At 52.7% G+C, this 19,821-nt stretch carries 17 protein-coding genes; 11 read left to right on the top strand and 6 right to left on the bottom strand.

All coding sequences use genetic code 11. The features are described from left to right. Positions 1-18 precede the first annotated feature (18 nt). A complete protein-coding gene (gene pstS, locus NDI45_RS09340; RefSeq protein WP_348247131.1) occupies positions 19-1,119 on the bottom strand; it encodes a phosphate ABC transporter substrate-binding protein PstS in 1,101 nt (366 codons plus the stop codon). A 298-nt stretch (positions 1,120-1,417) separates the two neighbouring features. On the opposite strand from pstS, the gene NDI45_RS09345 reads away from it, so the two are divergent. The 4 genes from NDI45_RS09345 (at position 1,418) to NDI45_RS09360 (ending at position 5,550) form a co-directional block, all read left to right on the top strand. Further along, positions 1,418-1,846 (top strand): DCC1-like thiol-disulfide oxidoreductase family protein, encoded by a 429-nt coding sequence (locus tag NDI45_RS09345; RefSeq protein WP_348247132.1) that lies wholly within the window; start codon positions 1,418-1,420, stop codon positions 1,844-1,846. A 31-nt stretch (positions 1,847-1,877) separates the two neighbouring features. Next, the gene (locus NDI45_RS09350) at positions 1,878-1,994 is read left to right on the top strand and encodes a photosystem II reaction center protein I (RefSeq protein ID WP_190794573.1); all 117 of its coding nucleotides are present in this window, start codon (positions 1,878-1,880) and stop codon (positions 1,992-1,994) included. A gap of 150 nt (positions 1,995-2,144) precedes the next feature. Further along, positions 2,145-4,706, top strand: coding sequence for a DUF3769 domain-containing protein (locus NDI45_RS09355; protein WP_348247133.1), 2,562 nt, complete (start codon positions 2,145-2,147; stop codon positions 4,704-4,706). A gap of 139 nt (positions 4,707-4,845) precedes the next feature. Then, positions 4,846-5,550: a hypothetical protein gene (locus NDI45_RS09360; protein ID WP_190790117.1), complete on the top strand. Its 705-nt coding sequence runs from the start codon at positions 4,846-4,848 to the stop codon at positions 5,548-5,550. A gap of 254 nt (positions 5,551-5,804) precedes the next feature. On the opposite strand, the gene NDI45_RS09365 is transcribed toward NDI45_RS09360, so the two are convergent. Then, positions 5,805-6,386 carry a phycobiliprotein lyase gene (locus NDI45_RS09365; RefSeq protein ID WP_190790115.1) on the bottom strand — a complete coding sequence of 194 codons (582 nt, stop codon included), beginning with the start codon at positions 6,384-6,386 and terminating at the stop codon, positions 5,805-5,807. Between the two features lie 96 nt (positions 6,387-6,482). Continuing rightward, positions 6,483-8,195 (bottom strand): hypothetical protein, encoded by a 1,713-nt coding sequence (locus tag NDI45_RS09370; protein WP_348247134.1) that lies wholly within the window; start codon positions 8,193-8,195, stop codon positions 6,483-6,485. A gap of 315 nt (positions 8,196-8,510) precedes the next feature. Between NDI45_RS09370 and NDI45_RS09375 the strand changes: the two genes are divergently transcribed. After that, positions 8,511-10,124 carry a glycosyltransferase family 39 protein gene (locus NDI45_RS09375; RefSeq protein WP_348247135.1) on the top strand — a complete coding sequence of 538 codons (1,614 nt, stop codon included), beginning with the start codon at positions 8,511-8,513 and terminating at the stop codon, positions 10,122-10,124. Here the strand turns inward: NDI45_RS09375 and NDI45_RS09380 are convergent. Both NDI45_RS09380 and NDI45_RS09385 read right to left on the bottom strand, forming a co-directional pair. Then, a complete protein-coding gene (locus NDI45_RS09380; RefSeq protein WP_348247136.1) occupies positions 10,121-10,708 on the bottom strand; it encodes a L,D-transpeptidase in 588 nt (195 codons plus the stop codon). The two genes, NDI45_RS09375 and NDI45_RS09380, sit on opposite strands and share 4 nt — an antisense overlap. Before the next feature lie 118 nt (positions 10,709-10,826). Next, positions 10,827-12,932 carry a DUF1565 domain-containing protein gene (locus NDI45_RS09385; protein ID WP_348247137.1) on the bottom strand — a complete coding sequence of 702 codons (2,106 nt, stop codon included), beginning with the start codon at positions 12,930-12,932 and terminating at the stop codon, positions 10,827-10,829. 664 nt (positions 12,933-13,596) lie between these two features. Between NDI45_RS09385 and NDI45_RS09390 the strand changes: the two genes are divergently transcribed. The 5 genes from NDI45_RS09390 to NDI45_RS09410 all read left to right on the top strand — a co-directional run bounded on the left by NDI45_RS09390 (position 13,597) and on the right by NDI45_RS09410 (position 17,628). After that, on the top strand, positions 13,597-14,670 hold the full coding sequence (locus NDI45_RS09390; protein ID WP_348247160.1) for a thiamine phosphate synthase: 1,074 nt from the start codon (positions 13,597-13,599) through the stop codon (positions 14,668-14,670). Positions 14,671-14,684: 14 nt separating this feature from the next. Then, positions 14,685-14,912, top strand: a complete 228-nt coding sequence (gene thiS, locus NDI45_RS09395; RefSeq protein ID WP_190792333.1) for a sulfur carrier protein ThiS — start codon at positions 14,685-14,687, stop codon at positions 14,910-14,912. Between the two features lie 207 nt (positions 14,913-15,119). Beyond that, positions 15,120-16,094 carry a DUF1517 domain-containing protein gene (locus tag NDI45_RS09400; RefSeq protein ID WP_190792332.1) on the top strand — a complete coding sequence of 325 codons (975 nt, stop codon included), beginning with the start codon at positions 15,120-15,122 and terminating at the stop codon, positions 16,092-16,094. An 83-nt stretch (positions 16,095-16,177) separates the two neighbouring features. Beyond that, positions 16,178-16,807: a Holliday junction branch migration protein RuvA gene (gene ruvA / locus NDI45_RS09405; RefSeq protein ID WP_190792331.1), complete on the top strand. Its 630-nt coding sequence runs from the start codon at positions 16,178-16,180 to the stop codon at positions 16,805-16,807. 404 nt (positions 16,808-17,211) lie between these two features. After that, positions 17,212-17,628, top strand: a complete 417-nt coding sequence (locus NDI45_RS09410) for a DUF2294 domain-containing protein (protein WP_190792330.1) — start codon at positions 17,212-17,214, stop codon at positions 17,626-17,628. On the opposite strand, the gene NDI45_RS09415 is transcribed toward NDI45_RS09410, so the two are convergent. Beyond that, complete coding sequence (locus tag NDI45_RS09415) at positions 17,615-18,049, bottom strand: response regulator (protein WP_190792329.1); 435 nt, start codon at positions 18,047-18,049, stop codon at positions 17,615-17,617. The two genes, NDI45_RS09410 and NDI45_RS09415, sit on opposite strands and share 14 nt — an antisense overlap. Before the next feature lie 649 nt (positions 18,050-18,698). Between NDI45_RS09415 and NDI45_RS09420 the strand changes: the two genes are divergently transcribed. Then, positions 18,699-19,667, top strand: coding sequence for a RodZ domain-containing protein (locus NDI45_RS09420; RefSeq protein ID WP_348247138.1), 969 nt, complete (start codon positions 18,699-18,701; stop codon positions 19,665-19,667). Positions 19,668-19,821: the final 154 nt, after the last annotated feature.

Below are 19,821 nucleotides of genomic sequence, written 5' to 3' on the forward strand. Positions count from 1 at the left end.
TTGACTTACTTCCTTGACTTACTTAATGGTGGCGACTTCTTCCTTCACACGACCTGCCAGATCCGGATCGGCTGGGAGATAGCCCAGATCGCTGGCGGCTGTTTTGCCGTTGTCCAGCGTCCAGTTGACCACGTTCTTGATCGCTTCACCCTTTGCTGCGTCCTGGTACTGAGGATAGAGCAGCAGCCAGGTTAGCGTGGTGATCGGGTATGCCTGTTCATCGGTCGGGTCGGGAACCAGCAGCGCGAAGTCTTCCGGCACAGTTTGACCCTTGAAGGCTAGCGCACCTGCTTCGGGAGTTGGCTCGATGATGTTGCCAGCCTTGTTTTCCATCGCAGCCATCGATAGCCCATTCTCTTTGGCATAGGAAAACTCGGTGTAGCCGATCGCGCCCGGAGTTTGCTGAATTTGAGCCGTTACACCTTCATTGCCTTTTGCACCCGTACCTACGGGCCACTCCACCGACTTATTGGCTCCCGCTTTCCACTCAGGGCAGGCTGCCTTCAGGTGGTTGGTAAAGCCGAAGGTCGTGCCGCTGCCGTCCGAACGGTGAACAAACTGGATTTGTTCATTGGGCAGATTCGTTCCCTGATTAGCAGAAGCGATCGCCGGGTCGTTCCACTGGGTAATTTCTCCCGTGACGATGCCGCAATAAACCTCGCGGGGCAATTTTAGATTGTCTACGCCTTCCAGGTTGTATGCCATCACGATGCTGCCGCCAGTCACCGGAACCTGAATCGCGTCAGCTCCGTACTTTTCTCTAAACTGTGCTTTTTCTTCGTCCTTCAGAGGCTGATCGCTGGCTCCAAAGTCAACCGTACCTGCTAAAAACTGCTCAACACCTGCACCGCTACCCACCGACTGATAGCTAATTTGGGTGTTCGGATTTTCTTTGTTGTAGTCTGCAAACCAACGCTGATAGAGCGGAGCCGGGAATGATGCACCAGCACCGCTGAGGCTGACTGCTGCACCGCTATTGCCTGCTGCCGGGCTTGCCGCAGGAGCCGTTGCCGAAGGACCTTCATTGTTACTGGGAGCGCAAGCAACAGCAACCGACATAGAGAGGGCTGCCAAGGAAGCTAAAACTGCGCGTCGCTTAAGCCGTAGTAGGGATGTCATGAGAAATGCTCAGGGTAAAAACTCTGGATAGTTTCGCCTGCATCCTACTGTCTTTAGATAAAGGAATTGTTAATACGTAGGTTAAGATGAGTTTATATCTTTAGATAGAAAAATATTTACCCCTTCCTACAGACCCATTAACCCTTGCACTAGCCCTGTTTCTCTTCCGTAAGAGCTATCTCTTCTACTTCCCTCTACTCAAGGCTGTAATTAGTAGAAGCTGTAATCGGTAAAGGCTCTAACGAGTGGAAATTCAGCTAGTTAGCTTAGGATAGTGGGCAGTGTAATCAACAAGACCATGTACCACGTAATCTATGACGGAAACTGTAACCTGTGCGTCAATCTGGTTCGACTGCTCGAAACGTTAGACCAGGGCAACCAGTTTCTCTATGTGCCAATGCAGAATGAGGAAAGTCTGAAAGCAGTTGGCATTTCTGCAAAAGACTGCGAGCAGGGCATCATCCTGCTGAATGCGAACGATGTCAAACAACGCTGGCAGGGCAGTGACGCAGCAGAAGAAATCGGCAGACGGCTGCCCTTTGGAGAAATCTTTGTTGAGGCATACCGCGCTCTTCCGGGGGCAAAGTGGCTTGGCGATCGGGCGTATGAGCAAATCCGAGACAACCGCTACACGCTGTTTGGTGCAAGAGAAAACACTTATCGATCGCCTTATCCCGCCTGCGAAACCGGGAAATGCGAGGGAACGGTGTATGATAATGAAGCCTAATTTTTAACATATCTGGTTTGGAGGGATCGCCATGCTGACGCTGAAGATCGTGGTCTACATCGTCGTCGCTTTCTTTGTCGGTCTGTTTTTCTTTGGTTTCCTGTCAAACGACCCGGCGCGGAACCCCAGTCAACGCGACCTCGAATAATCGAGATTCTGGAACCCCTCAGGCTTTGTGCCTGTCCAATAAACAAGATATCGCTTTACAAGCTGCTATCCCTTTTGTAGAGCGAGTCGCTGTCGAAGACGGCTGAAGTCCTGAGTGAGGGCTATCCGTCCTTACTGTTGCGCTGTAAGTATGCCCTATCCGGTTCCGCCACCCCTACCGCCAGTCGTTCACCATGTCACGCCAAATGCTTCTCCTGCCGTTTCGCCACCGATCGCTCCTGATGCGATAGAGCCTGTTTCGTCTACGGATTTGCGGGCGGAAGCGCGTGTAGATGCTCGATCACTGGGTGGTGCGATCACCGTTGAACTCGCTGAACCCGCACAGCCCGACGCTCAAACTAAGCCGGTTCAAACCGAACCGAGCCCACCTGAGCCAGCGCGCAGAGAACGATCGATCGCATCGCAGTTTCCCCAAGAGGTCGTCGCTCAAGCAGAAACGCCATCCCCTGTTCTTCCAGTGAATCCACCCGGAACGGGTTCTAGTCGAGCCTCGATTCGCCCGGTTGCTGAACTGGATGCGCTGATTGCAGTAACTCAGGCGCGATCAACTGTGCCTCGGAACGAGCCTGCGCTTGAAGTCGAAGACTTTGCGCGATCGGGTCAAATTTCCCCCCAGCGTCCGTCAACTGCACCCTCCACTCCGCTCCCCCCTTCGGTGGAATCTGCAACGGCAAATGGGCAGTCCCCAGCAGAGGCGGCTGCGCCAGGAAGTTCAGACTCCGGGCAAGTTTTAACCATTCCGGGTCAAAATGAGGCTCCTGCCGTCCCCGCTGGCGGAACGGGAGCAGATCAAAGACAGCCCGCGAATCAAACGCCAAATCAGGCTGCACAAACTGTCCCGGAAGTTATCGAACTCTCTGCCGATCGCCAGGAATATGACGAGCAGCGACAGGTGTTTCGCGCCGAGGGGAATGTTGTCATGCGGTTTCGGCAGGCAATTCTAACCGCCGATCGCGTTCAGGTGAATATCCCCAATCGCTTAGCTGTGGCAGATGGAAACGCCGCTCTGCAACGCGGACAGCAAACCCTGCGCGGAGAGCAGTTTACCTATAATTTTGGCTTTGACCGGGGATCAGTGCTGCAAGCCAGAGGCGAAGTTAATCTCGGTGCTTCGACCGATTTTGATGCGAATCAGCGTCCTGTTGTCGGAAGTCCGCTCAGTTCTGCTCAGTCGGTGGGAGCGCAAATCACTGAGACTCAGCCGCTTCAGGCAGCAGGCAGTGGCGGGGGGCTGATCTTTGGAGTGGCAACCGGAGGTCAGGCTGCACCCAGTCAGCAGGGAGCAACGCTGTCTCGTCTGCGCTTTGAAGCCGAGCAGCTTCAGTTCAACGGGCAAAGCTGGGAAGCAACCAATGTGCGACTTACAAACGATCCCTTCTCGCCGCCGGAGCTAGAAGTGCGATCGAACCGCGTCACAGTAACGCCCCTGTCGCCCACCAGTTCAGAAATTCGCGCCCGCAATCCCAGAGCCGTATTTGACCAGGGCTTAGAGCTGCCCCTCTTGATCGATCGCGCTGTAATAAGCCAGGAGCGACAGAATCCGGGTTTATTTAATATCGGCTACGACGAACGCGATCGGGGCGGATTTTTTATCGAGCGTGCCTTTAATGTCGTTTCGAATTCGATCGTAGACTTTAGCCTGACGCCGCAGATCTTGGTGCAAAGGGCAATCGAGGAAGACGGGTTTCTCTCGGGTTCATCCTATGGTCTGATCGCCAGCCTCACCGCGACTCCCACCCCCACCACCTCAATTGTCGGAAATGCCGTCTTTACCAGTCTGGATCTTGGGGATCTCGAAGATACGTTCCGGGCAAGTTTGCGCGCACAGCAGCGTATTTTTGCCAATCACACGGTGGCAGTGGAATATAGCTATCGCGATCGGCTATTTAACGGGTCGTTAGGCTTCCAGAATGTGCAAAGCAGTCTGGGATTGGTGATTACTTCACCAGTTTTTACACTGGGTCAAACGGGAATTCTGTTGGACTATCAGGCTGGCGTTCAGTTCATTAATGCCCGCACCGATCGAGATAGTTTATTGCGGGAACAAAACGTCGATCCGCAGGCAGACGAAGAAGATAGGCGCGTTGATTTGACTCGTTATCAAGCGACTGTCTCTCTATCGCGCCCAATTTTGATTTGGGCAGGAACGCCGCTACCAGCCACGCCGACCGAGGGCTTACGCTATACTCCCAATCCCGTTGTACCCTATGTTGCTGTGACTCCCAGTATTCGTGGGGTGTACAGTGCTTACAGCAACAATGAAACCCAGGCTAGCGTGAATGGATCGATCTCGCTGTCAGGGCAATTTGGTCATTTTTCGCGCCCGTTTTTGGACTACACCGCTTTTAACATTTCCTATTCGCGCGTTGCACTCAGCGGAGAGTCGCCCTTCCTGTTCGATCGCGTTGCCGATGTACAGGTGCTTAGCGCAGGCATCACGCAGCAAATTTACGGTCCGGTTCGGTTTGGTGTGCAAACTGCCTACAATCTTGACAACGGAGACACTATTGATACGGTCTTCACCCTAGAGTATAGTCGCCGTACCTATTCGATTACAGCTGCCTACAGCCCAAGGCGAGAAGCTGCTTCGATCGTATTCCGCCTGTTTGACTTTAACTGGACGGGTGATCCGGGTCCGTTTTCGGGCTTAAATTCAGAAGATAATGTGATTGATGGCGTACAGCAACAATAAATCCTTCCGGTTGATAGTTGGCGTTTCCCTGCAAGACTTGAGAGACTAGAAATGCAATTGCAAGAATGTTTGTTCAAGCAATGCAAAGTAGTTTCCCCGAAAGAAACTGCTCCTGACCCTGTCTCCCCCTGCCACAGCCATGAATCAACTGGCAAAAGAAATCTCAGCAGAAGTGACGGAACTGATTAGCCGCTACGGATTTGACCTGGACGGATATTCGGTCAAGGCACTGGTCGATTACTGGATGCAGCAGTATCCTGCGCTTTGGATTCGCCTGGCAACAATCGAGGCCCTGTATCAAGGACGCTATAAAGCAATCTCGATCGAGCAAATTTTAAACCTGTGGCGACGGCGGACTCGTGCGGTCTACCACTTCAACGGCGAATTTGAGCGCATAGTTAGCCTTCGTCCGATGCTGAGTGCCGGAGACCTGTCCAGTTCAGCTTTGCTGGGGGTGAAAACGGCTCAGCCCTCAATAAAGGGGACTGCAATCGATGGGACTGCTGAAGAATTCAGAGCCGATCGCAGCGAAACTCCCCAGGCGGGGGCGATCGATGGCTCGGTTCAGGAGAATCTCAGTGGGAAAAATGCCACAGCTAATTCCCCCGCAGAAGGTACTGCTCTGCATCAAACAAGCTGGCTGCAATTGCCGAACACAACGCAAAACAATTCCACCTCTGGAATCATCAGTTCAGAAGAAATTCGCCATGCGATCGTGAGCGAACCCCCACCCATTGACCAGTTCACACCGACGCTGGAAGTTTCTGATTTCTACTGGCGGCTCAAAGCCGTTGTGCAGGCAAGGGGCGCAGGCGCAGTCGAAGAAATCGGCAGAAGAAACTAGGTTTCGAAAATGCTTGAAAATTCATCATTGTCCCCGGAACCGCCGCTTTAAGCCTGCTAGCCTGAAGGCGAAAGGCAGGATTTTGAAGTGAATTAGGAGATGGGTGAACGATCGCCGCTCCTGGAAAACTCAATTCTGTCCGAATGGTTTCAAAGCCTCCCGTTTATGGGGACAAAACCAGAAAGTGAAATCGAGGGGGCAATGTAGGAAAGCTGCCCCTGGATTAAACTTCTTCCTCAGCCAGGGACTTGGAATCAGGCTTCGGTCGGGGCTGGGCTGGTAGCGGCAGTGGTTGAAGCGATCGTCGATTGGGGCTGTGCGCCACCCATACGGATTTCTGAGCAGAAAGATGCCATGCTGAAACCGCCAAATCGCTTCAGGATGCTGGTTCTCAGGCGCAGATTGGGGCTGGCAAACCAGAGCCGCTCTTCAGAATACATCGTTTCGTATTCGGTGATGAGCGTCAGCGCGTCGTCACTGCCCATGATGTAGCGTCCTGCCACTGGAGCTTTTTCAGCGTAGCCCTGTTCGCGCAGAAGCTTGCCCTCGTTTGATTTTTCAGCATCGGCGATCGGCACTAGCACCGTCGAGCCAGCGTGCTTTTCTTCGTCCCATTCCATTGTGCCGTCCCAGCTCACCCGTGCTCCGCAAAGTGCCAGAGCCGGATCGACTTCGTACTGCTGACAGAGTTTGACGACAGCCGGGTCGTCTTTGGGCAGTATCTCGATCGTCAGATTTGACTTGCCACTTTCCGACTGTTTAAACGCCAGGTGATGGCTTGTGCGCTGGGAAAACCATTTTCCTGAACTTTGCTGAAAAAACTCTGTAATATCCATGAGGGGCTGAAATTTAACGAAGTTTTACAAGATTCTCAGAAGCAATACTCACTATCTTAAAACATAAGACATTAGGACGAACTTGCACTGGCAGGATTAGCGAGAATCGCGCAGCAAACAGGTTGCGTCCAGCACGATCAAATTTCCGTCACGTTGCACGGTGCAGCGTTGCCGTTGCCTTGCCAGGGCAGGAGTTCCCTGTTGCAAATTGGCTACCGCCTGCTCGATCGCCTCCGGGTATTGGCGAATCCAGGTATTTTTTAGAAATTCTGGACGAAAAGAATCGCGGCTCACTACCCAAAAATCAATGCCATAGGTGCGAATGACGTCGGTTAAAGCAGCGCGATCGAGGCTGTATTGTGCCCGAATCAGATCATTCGCTCTTTGGCGAAAGGGAGTGATATAGCCGTCGTGATACGGAATCGCATATTCGCGCCCTACCAGAATCGGTCGCTTGGCAAAGGTCGGAACAAAGTCGATATCTTGTACCAGGGAAGCAATTATTGTGTCTTTGGGCTGCTGAGCAAAAAACTGGTAAAGCTGGGGGTTTGGTCCTGTTTTGTAGTTCACCTTCATAAAAGGGTAGGCGTAGCTGGGATACAGCAACAGAGTCACCGTCGTTACCCCAATCAGTGCCCAAGCAATTGCCTTTATGCCAATCTGCCGCGATCGTTGTAGCCCGTGCAGCAGCCCATCGAATGCCACCGTCAGGACGATCGCCGCCGCATACACCAAGACAATTCGCAGCGTATAGGCACTATAGCGACTGGGCAGATGGAGCCGGAACAGCAACAGATGCGCCATCATGAAGAGTCCGAGGGCAACGATCGTGATTTGCAGCAACATCAGAGGTTTGGTCTGACGCAGCAGCGGTAATCGGTTTCGCAGCGGTTTAAGGTACAGCAGCGGCAGCAAAAAACCGATTGCCAGCAGAAACGGTTTAAACGTAGGAAACAGCCCGCCTCGAAAGCTAACCAGCCAGAAATAAAGCGGATCGGGATAAAAGAAAGGATTGCGTCCGCCGACGTAAAAGTCGGGCAGTTGTTTTGCCTCTGCTACGCTCACTACCGGATCAAATTGCGTCGTCACCAGCGCATAGGGCAGCAGCACCAGAAACGCCACCAGCAAACCCGCCCCGCAAAACCAGTAATCCCAGCGATTTTCAGAGAGCCTCAGTCGCCCTGATTGCCAGCGCAAGGGTAGCCACAGCAGCAGTCCGGCAAACACAAACACAAACTGCGGATAAAATAAGCCTTCCAGCGCGATCAGGATGAGACAGGCAAGGAGCGATCGCTTCAGCAAAAAGTGCAAAAACGCCAGAAATATCGGCAGCATAAAGGCTCTGGGCGTTGCCGAAGCCAAGTCATCCTGACTCCAAAACAGGTAATTGAGCAGCAGACAGGCAAGAAATCCGGTCAAGGGAACGGGAAGCAACTGAAGCGCAAGCCGAAAGCCGTAGTAAGTAGCAATCAACCCCAGCAGGGGCGGGAGCAGCTTACTCAGCAATAGCGGATCAATGCCGATCGCCGCAAACACCCGATAGAAGCCGCTGTAGCCCCAGGGCGCAACCGACTGAAAATAATCTGCAATCCAGTCATCGGGAAACAACTGGGGGTCAAGAAATCGCTGCATCCAGAAAATATGCTGCCGGGCGTCGTCCTGCACAATGTAAAAATTCGCAAATGCTTTTTGCAGTCCCAGAATGCCAAACAGGGCAGCAAAGGTCAGGCTCAAACTCAGCCAGAAGCGCGTCTGCGAAACCGAAGGGTGAGCAGGAATTAGCCAGGTGTGGAGACGTTTAGCAAGCATGGATTCAGGAGATGACGATCGATTGAGAGGATGTTTGATGCAGTGTGAGGGGTTTGACATTGCCGCCTAACTCCCCTCATGCTGGGGGACTTTTGGGGAACTTTGAGTATTGAGAGCAGGCTCGGTTCCCGCCAGAATTGACCCAGGGGAGCAGTTCGGGGCATAGCCATAACTTTTCAAACATTCTCTTTTCTTAGACGGGCGATCGGCTCCGTTTGCTTCCCCCTTTTGCGATCGCCCCTGGCAATCCGGTAAACTTTGGGGGATTTTAGCAGTTTGCGACTCCGGGAGAAAGGGTCAGTGGTGGCAGAACCGATGCGAAGCAGCTCCCCCGATGGGGCAATCGGGATCAGGACAATTGGGAAAGAGTGGCGATCGTTGCCTGCCTGGTTGCGCTATGGCGTGGTTGCGCTGCTGGTCATTGGCATTTTCTTTCGGTTTTATCATCTCGATCGCAAAGTTTACTGGATCGATGAAACTAGTACCTCGCTGCGGACACTGGGCAACACACGAGTCGAAGTTTTGCAGCAAGCTTTTACCGGAGAAGTGCTCAGCGTCGAGGAGTTTCGGCAGTATCAGCGTTTGCGTCCTGAGAAAGGATGGGGAGACACGCTAAACGCCCTCACTGGAACGGCAGAACACACGCCCTTGTACTTTTTGCTGGCGCGGCTCTGGGTTGGGTTTGTCGGGCATTCGGTCGGAACCATGCGCTTCCTGACAGCAGTATTCAGCGTTCTGGCGATTCCCTGTTTGTACTGGCTTTGTCGCGAACTGTTTGCAAATCCGGCAGTTGCCTGGACTGCGATCGGGCTGTATGCAATTACGCCGATTCACGTTTTGTTTGCTCAGGAGGCGCGTCCCTACAGTTTGCTCACGGTGTGGGTGCTGCTGTCGAGTGCGCTGATGCTGCGGGCTTTGCGTTTGGGAAGACCAATCCACTGGATTGCGTATGGAGTAACGGTCGTCGCCGGACTTTATACCCAGCTTTTGTTTACTTTTGTGCTGCTGGCGCAGGGTTTGTATGTCCTGATTGTGGAAGGAATTGGTAAACGGCGGATCACTGGCAATCTCACTGCATTTCTACTCACGGCTTCAGGTGCAGTCATTAGTTTTATTCCCTGGATTGCGCTGCTGTTTATTCGCCAAGAACAAGTAAGCGAATCGACTTCTGCATTGATTGGAAATCAGCCGCTATCTGCCATGATCGATCGCTGGGTGTTTCACCTGAATCAGGCATTTCTCGATCGCGATCTGGCTTCTGCAAATCTCCTGATTGTTCTTTTAGCTGCGTTTGCGCTGTATTTTTTGATTCGTCATACGCCGCCTCGCACCTGGCTATTGATCGGGCTATTGGTAAGCGTCACATTTCTTTGTTTGGCAATTCCTGATTTGATCAACGGGGGCCGCCGATCGCTGCGGATTCGCTATTTATTTCCGTTTATCTTAGGCATTCAGATTACATTCGCGTTTTTATTCACCACGCTGACCACTGAGCGTCGAAAATGGCAGCAAAAAGTGGGTCAACTGCTCTTAGCAGGGTTTGTGATTGCAGGAATTATCGCTTGCAGTGTCAGTTCTCAGGCAGTGGTTTGGTGGAATAAGAGCAATCCGCGCAGTGCCTATTACCCGATCGTTTCAGAAATGATTAATCAACAGCCAAATCCTCTGGTCATTAGCGACGGGTCGGTTTCCGATACGCTGGCATTTAGTGCATGGCTCCGCCCAGACATTCGATTGCAGCTTATTGAAGATTTCCGCAATCTGAACATTGCTGAAGGGTTTGATCCAATTTATCTGCTCAATCCTGAACCCAATAATCGAAAAATTCTGCGATCGGACTATCGCCTCAAGCTAGTCTACGAAGACCGCACTGATCCAGACGATCTTGAAGAACGCCTGTGGACGGTGGAGAAAAGGCGATCGAACTAGGGCTGAACTTCAACCAGTGTTCCAATTGCAACCTGTGCATAAAGTGCCTGAGCATCGGCATCGCGCATTCGGAGACAGCCATGGGAAACTGCCTGCCCGATCAGCTCTTCTCGATTGGTACCGTGGAAGCCGATCTGATGCACACCGTCTGTCCAGAAGCCGACCCAGCGAGAGCCAAGGGGATTGTCAGCGCCCGAGAAGAAGAGTTCGCCCGTGAACGGATGTCGCCAGATCGGGTCTTTTTGCATTGAGATAATCCGAAAACTGCCAACCGGGGTTTCCCAGCCTTCACGCCCGACTGCGATCGGATAGCTCGCAATTTCCTGGTCATGTTGATGAACCACGACCTGACGATCGCCTAGACGCACCACTAGCCTGGTTTGGGCAGCGATCGGGTCAGGATTGAGGGCAGATTGCAGCGTTGCAGCGAGTCCGGCACGAGTAGGATTAACGGGTCTAAAGGGGGCTTCTTCCTGAGGCGGCAGCGTTGAGATGGGCGGCAAAATAGGGGATTCAGGGTCAGCTTGAGACAATTGCCAGTCGGTAATGACGAGCAGGGCAGCCGTCACAAAACTAAGAATCATGAAACTTTGTTTCAGAGACTCAAACCGACCGTTCATTCCTCATGCCGAACTTTTAGGTTTCTCTTTTTATTCTAGTGGCATGGATTTGGGGCAAGACAGGCTCTAAAGACAGGCTCTACTAAAGTCGCTGGATCACGGCTCTCAGCCCGCTCTGATTGAGCAGCCGAGCCGCGTCCTCGGCGTTATCTCGATCGCTAAACGCTCCCACCTGCATCAGTGGTCTCCCTCGACCCGAAATCAGAAATGCACTGGGAATGAGCGATCGCACCAATGCCTGAACTCGCTCACTGCCTGCCTCCACTACCACGCGATAGCGCAACATCGATCGCTCCGGACTGGACACAGCACTGCCTGCATTCCAGGATTGTCCAGCAGAAACGTTAATGCGCGGCATATCTCCCGTATTCCCAATCGGTGCATCTCCATCGGGAACAGGCAAAACGTTGGACTGAAGCGTCAGTCGATCGTCGATTTCAGGTTGGGCGCTCGGGACGGCAGCCAGTTGAGGCAAAGGCGGCGGCGCAGGCAGGGACAGAGACGACTGCATTACCGGAATGGCAGGGGAACTGTTTTCAAAAGGAGTAGCAATGCCAGCAGCAAACGGCTGAGGCGCACGGAAAGGAACAGACACAGGAACCGCAGCCATTAAAACGGGTTCAGAAGACGACGGCAGCGAGGGCATTAGCGAGGGCATCAACGCCTCTGGCGGCAGGTTCAGCGAATCGGCAGGACTCATCCGCACTCCAGAATTTTCGGGCGGCGGCACTGGAATCGGAATCGAGACCGCTGGATCCGCTTCAGCGATCGCCTCAGGTTGGGCACTGTTTTGCGTCGGCGAGACGTGATCTGCCCGTAAAGAGCCTGACACCGCAAAACGTGGGGCAGCGATCGATCGATCAGCGTTAATCTCCCTCGGCGGCAGTTGACCAATGAGCGCGGTAGCCACCAACGTCGAACGGCAATCGGTAAAATCGGTTGAAACTGTTGAAGCAGAAGGAATTGAAGCAGAAACTGGAGTAGGGGGAATTGGAGCAGCACTTAAAGCAGAGGGATCGGCAGGATGAATCATTTCGATCGATTGCAGTTCTGGGGTCTGCCCTGTTTCTGCGGGTTGAACAAAACCCTGATCCGCCTGCACAGCGGCAATTTGAGTAACAATCCCATCAAAATCAACTCTGCCCGAAACCTGCTGGGCGGAAAGCTGGTTACCTGCGATCGGCACGGTTTGGCTTGTGCTGGCAGCGTTCACATCCTGTCTGCGGTTTTGCCGAAACTGATTTTGTCCTGCATCCTCGGCCGTGCCTAAGTCAGGCTGGGCGTTATTCACGGCAGCTACCCCGACTTCGCTGCTGTGTTCGATCGCATTTCGTCGTAAAACCGGATGTGCGCTGTCTTGCACCAATACACCAGTTCGATTGCGGCGGATTTGATTCTGAACGATTAACGGGGCGGCAGATTGGGCGATCGTGATTCCGACCTCGGCTTGTTCAAAGAAATTTTGCCGCACTTCCGGTTGGGCAGTTCCGGCGATCAGGAGTCCGGTTGCCTGGTTCTGGCGAAAGCGATTTTGCTGAATTGCCGCCAGTGCATTGCCCGTAACCGTTATGCCTGACGCCTGACTGCCTGAAAACGTATTGTGGGCGATCATTGGATTGCTCGACTCGATCCAGAGTCCGTGACCCTGGGGATTGGTGATCGTTATGCCAGTAAGCAGCGTATTCATTGCGCCGATTAGCGTTACGTTCTGCGAACCCTGGCTAGAACTTACAAACTCGCCGCCGCCGCGGATCACAATGCCCTGTCCTGCTGTGCTGGAATCGCCCTGAATCGTGATGCCCGATCGCATCTGGAGCGGGAAAACTTCGCCTGTCTCGGCACTATAGAGTCCGGGAGAAAGCAAAATTACGGTGTTAGGCTGTGCCACTTGCAGCGCATGGTGGATCGTGCGAAAGGGCAATTGCTGACTGCCAGAACCCGGAATATCTTGACCGATCGCCGGATTGACGAATAGAAAGGTTTGGTTGCGCTGGGACAGCGAGCCTGGTGCACTCGGCTCGATTTGGGCGGCGGCTGCATTGTTCCAGCCATTAAGCAAAGCCAGGGTCAAAGCGATCGTCAGCGATGCACAGGTCAATCTTGTACAAGTCAACCCCGCATCTAAAAACGGCAGGAGCGATTTTTGAGCTTTGGAGCCACTTTGAGCGCGTGAAGTCATCAAACGCATGGATTCTTTCCCAACACCAACGGATATGGACAGCAGCCTTGCCCGACTTGCCTGGATCACTGACCTGAATCAGGGACCGGAATAAACAATCCTGAATAAACAATCCCCAATCACTGACCTGAGTAAACAATAAGGAAAAATTAGCAGCGATTAACGCCAAGTTTAGCGAGCGTTCTGCAAATTCTCCGAATTCAACTCTGCCTATAGCGTTCTAGAGGATTAGTAATGAACTAAATTCTGCCTGATTTTCTGAAAGTAGTGACAGGATAAGGTAAATTTTTTTTGCTGGGGCAATGGTTCGACGAGCAAAAATTCTACTGAGACGGTGGCTCTGCTGCGTACGGCTGAGGCTGTCCTGTTAGGATGACAAATAGCTAAAAGGTGCTTACAAGGTACTTAATAAAGTGTGAGTCGCGACCCGAACCGCCCCCTACATGATTCAAGATTGGGAGACTTTGAGCTGGAATGGAGTCTGAAGTCCTTTATTGAGAGACCTTGAACCCAATCCCGGAGCGGAAATCCTTCAGAGTTGAGAGGGTGGGGCAAATGCAGCACGATGGATACCTACGGTGGATACTTCTAGAGCATCCTCTTCGAGCGCACTGGATTCGATCCCACAATGGGCGGAACAATCAACGCAATAGGCAGCAGGATGGGCAGCAAGATGGGCAGTAAAGCGGGCAGTCAGAACGAAGGCTATCAGTCAGCCGTTTATCGGATTCTCGATGCTAACCTCGATCGCGCCCGTGAAGGGCTGAGAATTATCGAAGAATGGTGTCGATTTGGACTGAATCAGACGCAGCTCACCGAGGAGTGCAAGCAGCTCCGGCAGGAACTTGCCCACTGGCACAGCAACGACCTCCGCGCCGCCAGAGATACCCCAAACGATCGCGGCACCGACCTCACCCACCCTCAGGAAGCCGAGCGATCGAGTGTGGCCCAGGTGCTTCAGGTCAATTTTTCCCGCACTCAGGAGGCACTGCGCGTTCTGGAAGAATACGGCAAGCTTTATTCGGGAGACATGGCAGCTGCTTGCAAGCAAATGCGCTACCGGGTGTACACGCTCGAAACTCGGCTAGGCGGCTATGAGCGACAGCAGAAGCTAAGACAATCGACCCTGTATCTTGTGACATCGCCTTCTGATCATTTGCTCGAAGTGGTCGAAGCGGCATTACAGGGCGGACTCTCTCTGGTGCAGTATCGCGACAAAGAAACCGACGACCTCACCCGGATCGAGAATGCGAAACGCCTGAAACAGCTTTGTCATCGCTACGATGCGCTGTTCATTATTAACGATCGCATTGATCTTGCACTGGCAGTAGACGCAGACGGCGTGCATCTGGGACAGGACGATGTGCCGATCGCCTTTGCCCGTCAGCTCTTGGGCAGTCAGCGCATTATTGGACGCTCTACCCACAGTCCCGAAGAAATGCACCGGGCGATCGAAGAAGGAGCCGATTACATTGGTGTGGGTCCAGTATATGAAACGCCCACCAAAGCAGGCAGACCCGCCGCCGGACTGGAGTATGTGCGCCATGCCGCTGCTCAGGCTGCGTTGCCCTGGTTTGCGATCGGAGGCATTAGTGCAGACAATTTAGACGCAGTGCTTTCTGCCGGAGCCGAGCGAGTTGCCGTTGTACGGGCAATTATGGCAGCCGAGGAACCTACCCTGATGACCCAGTATTTTGTTTCGCAGCTCGATCGAGTGCAAACGCTCCGCGCTCATGCGATTTCTTGAGGATTCAAGTCACGATGTCCCCCACCCACCTCATCACCCTGCAAGTCAACGGAGAGCCGCGCCAGTGTTCTGCTGAAACGCTCTTACCCGATTTACTGACTCAGCTTGGCATGAATCCACGGCTCGTTGCAGTGGAATACAACGGTGAAATTTTGCATCGCCAGTTTTGGACAGAAACGAAAATGCAGGCAGGCGATCGGCTGGAAATAGTGACGATCGTGGGGGGAGGATTACGCCATTAAGTACGGTTATCTCCGCTAAAATCCACCTTAAGCCTGCTTATCCCCTTAAAGAGAAGGCGGTAAACTAAAAGGGTAGCGACTTTGTAACATTTGGTTAACTTTTGGGAGCAGTAGCAGCGTTCAATCCATTATGCTGTGCGCCTGCACTAATCCTGAACCCAGCCAAAGCCGATACGATTACTCATCAGCTTGGATAGGCACGGGACTATGTTCAACAAACTGTTTGCATTAATTAAGCCTGCTTTAAAACCTTTTCTGATTGCCAGTTTGGTGATTACGATCGCCTTTAGCCATGCCGGCGGCGCACTGGCAGCAAGCGGAGGGCGTGTGGGTGGCGGCAGCTTTCGCGCTCCGACCCGTACAGCTCCGGCTCCCAGTCGCCCCTATGGAGGTGGGGGTTACGGTGGATATGGCGGCGGTGGCGGCTACTACCCTGGTGGTGGATTTGGGTTTCCCTTCATACTGCCCTTTTTTGGCTTCGGGGGCGGTGGCTTATTCAGCATCTTGATCTTTCTTGCGGTCGCAGGCTTCCTGACGCGGGCACTGCGGGGAGCAGCGCAAGGCGGTAACGACAACAGCGACGGCTATGACGGCTATGATTCTTCGGTGACGGTAGCAAAAGTGCAGGTCGGTCTACTGGCTCAAGCCCGCGATCTGCAAGCCGATCTGAACCGGATTGCCACTAATGCCGATACAGGCAGTTCTGAAGGCTTGGCTCAGGTGCTTCAGGAGTCTACGCTGTCACTGCTGCGTCACCCCGAATATTGGGTGTATGCGTCGAGCAACGCTGAGCAAGCTAGTCTGCAAGCTGCCGAAAACCAGTTCAATCGGCTGGCGATCGCAGAACGCAGCAAATTTGCCGAAGAAACTCTCTCGAACGTCAATCGTCAGTTGCGTCAATCCACCCTGCGGCAGCAGCTTCAAGGTGCGGGCGGTGCCCTAGAGCTATCCCGGGATCCGGGCGAGTATATTGTCGCAACAATCATTGTGGCAACGACCGGGCGTCTTCCCCTACCCACAATCAACACCACTCAAGATCTGCGGCAGGCGTTGAGCGTTCTTGGTTCTGTTTCGAGCGATCGGCTTCTGGCTCTGGAAGTGCTATGGACACCACAGGCAGAAGGCGACACCCTGAGCAGCGACGAAATGATTGCTGAGTACCCCGATCTGAAGCGAATTTAGTACGCTAGAAGATACGGGATGCAGTGGGGGCTGAGTCTTCAGTCCCCTCTCTTGTGTGAAGCATTGTTTGACATGAATTTTGTATGATTAGCTACCTGAAGGGCACGGTTGCTGGCGTGCAGAAGATCAGCAACAGTCGGGTGATTTTGACGATCGATGTAAACGGGATTGGCTATGACGTGCAGGTAAACGCCAGACTCACGCAGCAGCTCCCACCCGTGGGCGAAGATGTCCAGATTTTTACCCATATGCAGACGCGAGAAGACCAGACAGTGCTGTTTGGGTTTGGCTCCCCGTCAGAGCGAGATTTGTTTCGCCAGCTGATCAGCGTCACGGGTGTTGGTCCGCAGGTGGCGATGGCGTTGCTGGATGCTCTGGGCTTGCAGGATTTGGTGCAGGCGATCGTGGCAAGCAACATTCGGCTGCTGTCTAAAACGCCCGGTGTGGGCAATAAAACTGCCGAACGGATTGCCCTGGAACTCAAAACTAAGCTGGCAGAATGGCGAATGCAGTCGGGCTTGGGGTCAACCCCCAGTGCGGCTCCGGTTGCCGCTGTGCAAGAAGATGTCGAAATGACCCTGCTGGCACTGGGCTACAGCAGCGATGAAATTACCCACGCACTGCAAGCGGTTGGACAAAGCACCGCTCTTTCTAAATCGGACAATGCAGAAGCCTGGATTCGGGAAGCGATCGCTTGGCTGAGTCGGATGTAGGGTAGGGTATCAGGCATACGGCTAAGAACGGTACAAGCTATTCCTGTAGCGGCTTTTGGTACATCCTGGGAATGACCCTTGCTTCAAAACAAAATCCCTCGTAGAGAGCATGAAGTTCAGCGAAGCGACCGATATAGTAGCGATGGAACGTTAACAGGGAGCGGACATCAGCGAACCGCCTCAGTTACGGGAGAATCAGTTACGAGAGAAGCGGTAAGCCGATCAGCGTAACGTGCCCCGCTGAAGGTTGCAATCCGAGGAAGAGTGGCTTCTGCGGTCTGGTATCCCGGTTAGCTACCTCAATCTTTCCTATAGCGAACCTGTAAATCAACTGTCAGCTTATTGTTAGTAGCGATTCAGATTCGCCTGTTGTTAGTAGCGATTTAGATGAGCCTGGAAACTTCATGAATAATCAAGTACTCACTCGCGGGCAGATGGAACGAAGCCTCTCGCAGCAAATTCAGTTGCTCTATCGCACTTTTTTGGGACATCAACCCAGTAAGGTCTTCTGCCAGCTCATTGATGAAAAACTTACGATCGTGATCGAAAACTCCGTGACCCAGCCCGAACAGCTTTTGCTAGAAGAAGGACACCGTCCGCTTGCCAAGCAGGTGCGCGAGGATCTGAATCATTTGATTGAGCCACGCATGCGGGAAGTGATTGAATCGGTTTTGAGTACCAGTGTCTTAGACTTTCTGAGCGATGCTACGCTCGAAACCGGGAGAACGGGCGTGATTGCAATTCTTCAAAATCCACCCGAAATTCGACCATCCGCTTCACGCCGTGTTAGCCACACGCGATCGAAAACTATCTCCGCGTAGCCTGACAGCAGTGGAAGTTTATCACTGCCTGCAAATCGTCTAGCGTAAACGGCTTGCTGAGATAATCATCAAACCCCTCTGCCAGCAGCCGCAGCCGATCGTCAGCTCTGCCGAGGGCAGTAATTGCCACGACAGGGATAGGGCGGGTTGAGGCGCTTTCCCGAAGCTGACGCAGCAGCTCAATACCGCTTTGCCGAGGCATGACAATATCTAGCAAAATCAGGTGTGGCTGAATGCTTTGGGCGATCGAAACTAAATCTATCCCATTCGTTCTGCCAACAAATCCACAGTTGAATAGCTCCAGCGAGTACTGCAATAGCAGCAAATTATCTTTATCATCATCGACAACTAGCACGAGCGGCTTAGAATTCGAGTCCGAAGTGGCTGAGCTTCGAGGAATTGCTACATTTTGGATCGTCATCTAAGACTCCGCTAAAGTGCATTTCGATTAGAAGGCAGGCTGTTAGGCAAAGAAGACCATAATGCGGGGAATGGCTTGCTACCGAATGAGCAGCAGTTGCACTTAATAAAGCTTAATCACTTATAAAGCTCAATACTAAAGCCTAATACGATACTGCTAACCCAACAGACCAGTTATTTTTAGAGGGAATACGATCGCGCCCAGCTAATCAAGCGTGCATTTGTGTAAGCCAGAATACAAATTTAGCGGCTTTTGAGGCTCAACAGAATAGATTTAAGGTTTGTGTAAACATTACCTGAGTATGACTAGAGGGGCTTTTTGAGGCAGCTAATTAGCGGCAACTGATTGAAGCTAGCATAAGCCTGCTACAGGGAGAAAGTTACAGCCGGGAAGCATCAACAGATTTGAGGGGCACCCATTCACCCTTTTCTATTCTAACTGGCTCTCTTCATTTAAGCTTTACATCCATCTAAGGGGGGTGTAAATCCCTGCTAAGACCTTATCAGATAACGGCTTTTCTGCTTCAGTCTGTGTTTGAAACGACGCAACTCAAAAAACTTTACCTAGAGTAACCTGCTTGAAAATCGCTCCCGCCTCAGATTAAGGTAGAAACCAAGTTGAGTTCTCTTGCGTTAGTGGAGATGAAAGGGTGGGCGATTTTGACAGAAAACAGCTTGAGCAACTAAACGCGATCGGCGAATACTTGCAACACATCCGTCAGGATCAGGGTCGATCGCTCGATGACATCTCCGCCAAGACCTACATTCCCCTACGGATTCTACGAGCCCTAGAGGGTGGGCAGAGCACAATTCTGCCGGAAGCCGTTTTTGTACAAGGGTTTATTCGCCGCTATGGAGACGCGCTGGGGCTAGATGGAATGACGCTGTCGCGCAGTTTTCCAGTCGAGCGTGAAGCGATCGGTTTCGAATCGCCCGAACGAGAACAAGCAGAATCAACCCAAAGTCTGGTCGAAACCCGCGTTCCTGATTCATCTAGACCCGATCGCCGCAAGCGGGAACCCAACTCGTCCAATGCGAGGCAGCTCCCCCTGCGGGATAATCGTCGCAGTCCAGTGCCGCTGATCATTGCAGGGCTGCTGGTTTTAGGAGGGCTGGCTTACGGTTTGTCTCGCCTGCTGTCTAGGCCTCAACGGTCTGAGCCTGCAATCACCACTGCGCCGACTGCACCCGCCGCGACTGTTCCTGCTTCTCCTACTGCTCCTGCAGCTTCTCCTTCTTCCACGCCGATCGCTTCTCCCAGTCCGGTTTCCCCGGTAGCTAGTGCTCGCGCAGCCATTTCTTCTCCATCCAGTTCTTCCGCGACCAATTCCCCCATTCGTGTGGCAATGAATATCACCGCAGATGCTTGGGTACAGGTGATCGCCGACGGCCGCGTAACCTATGAAGGAACTTTGACGAAGGGCACACAGCGCAACTGGTCAGCGCAAGAAGAGCTAACGATCGTATCGGGTAACGCTGGCGGAGTATCGCTGTCATACAACCAGGGAGCTGCAAAGACAATGGGTTCAGCGGGAACCGTAGAGGAAATCACCTTCACGCCAAACAGTAATGCTGCAAATCGTAATTCTGCTGCTAGGGGCAACGCTGCCTCGAACTAGGAGCGTTAAACTGGGTAAAAGCCTGGGAAGAAAAATTAATTCGCAATTTGCGATCGTTTGGCGTTGCTAGTTTCGCCACTAGGTTCGCGGCAAATTTCATCACTAGCGCTAACAGTTAACCTCTACCAGCTAACTTCAAAACTTTCGCAGTTGA

Origin of the sequence: Leptolyngbya sp. GB1-A1 (assembly GCF_039962475.1) — a bacterium.
GTDB lineage: Bacteria > Cyanobacteriota > Cyanobacteriia > Elainellales > Elainellaceae > Leptolyngbya_A.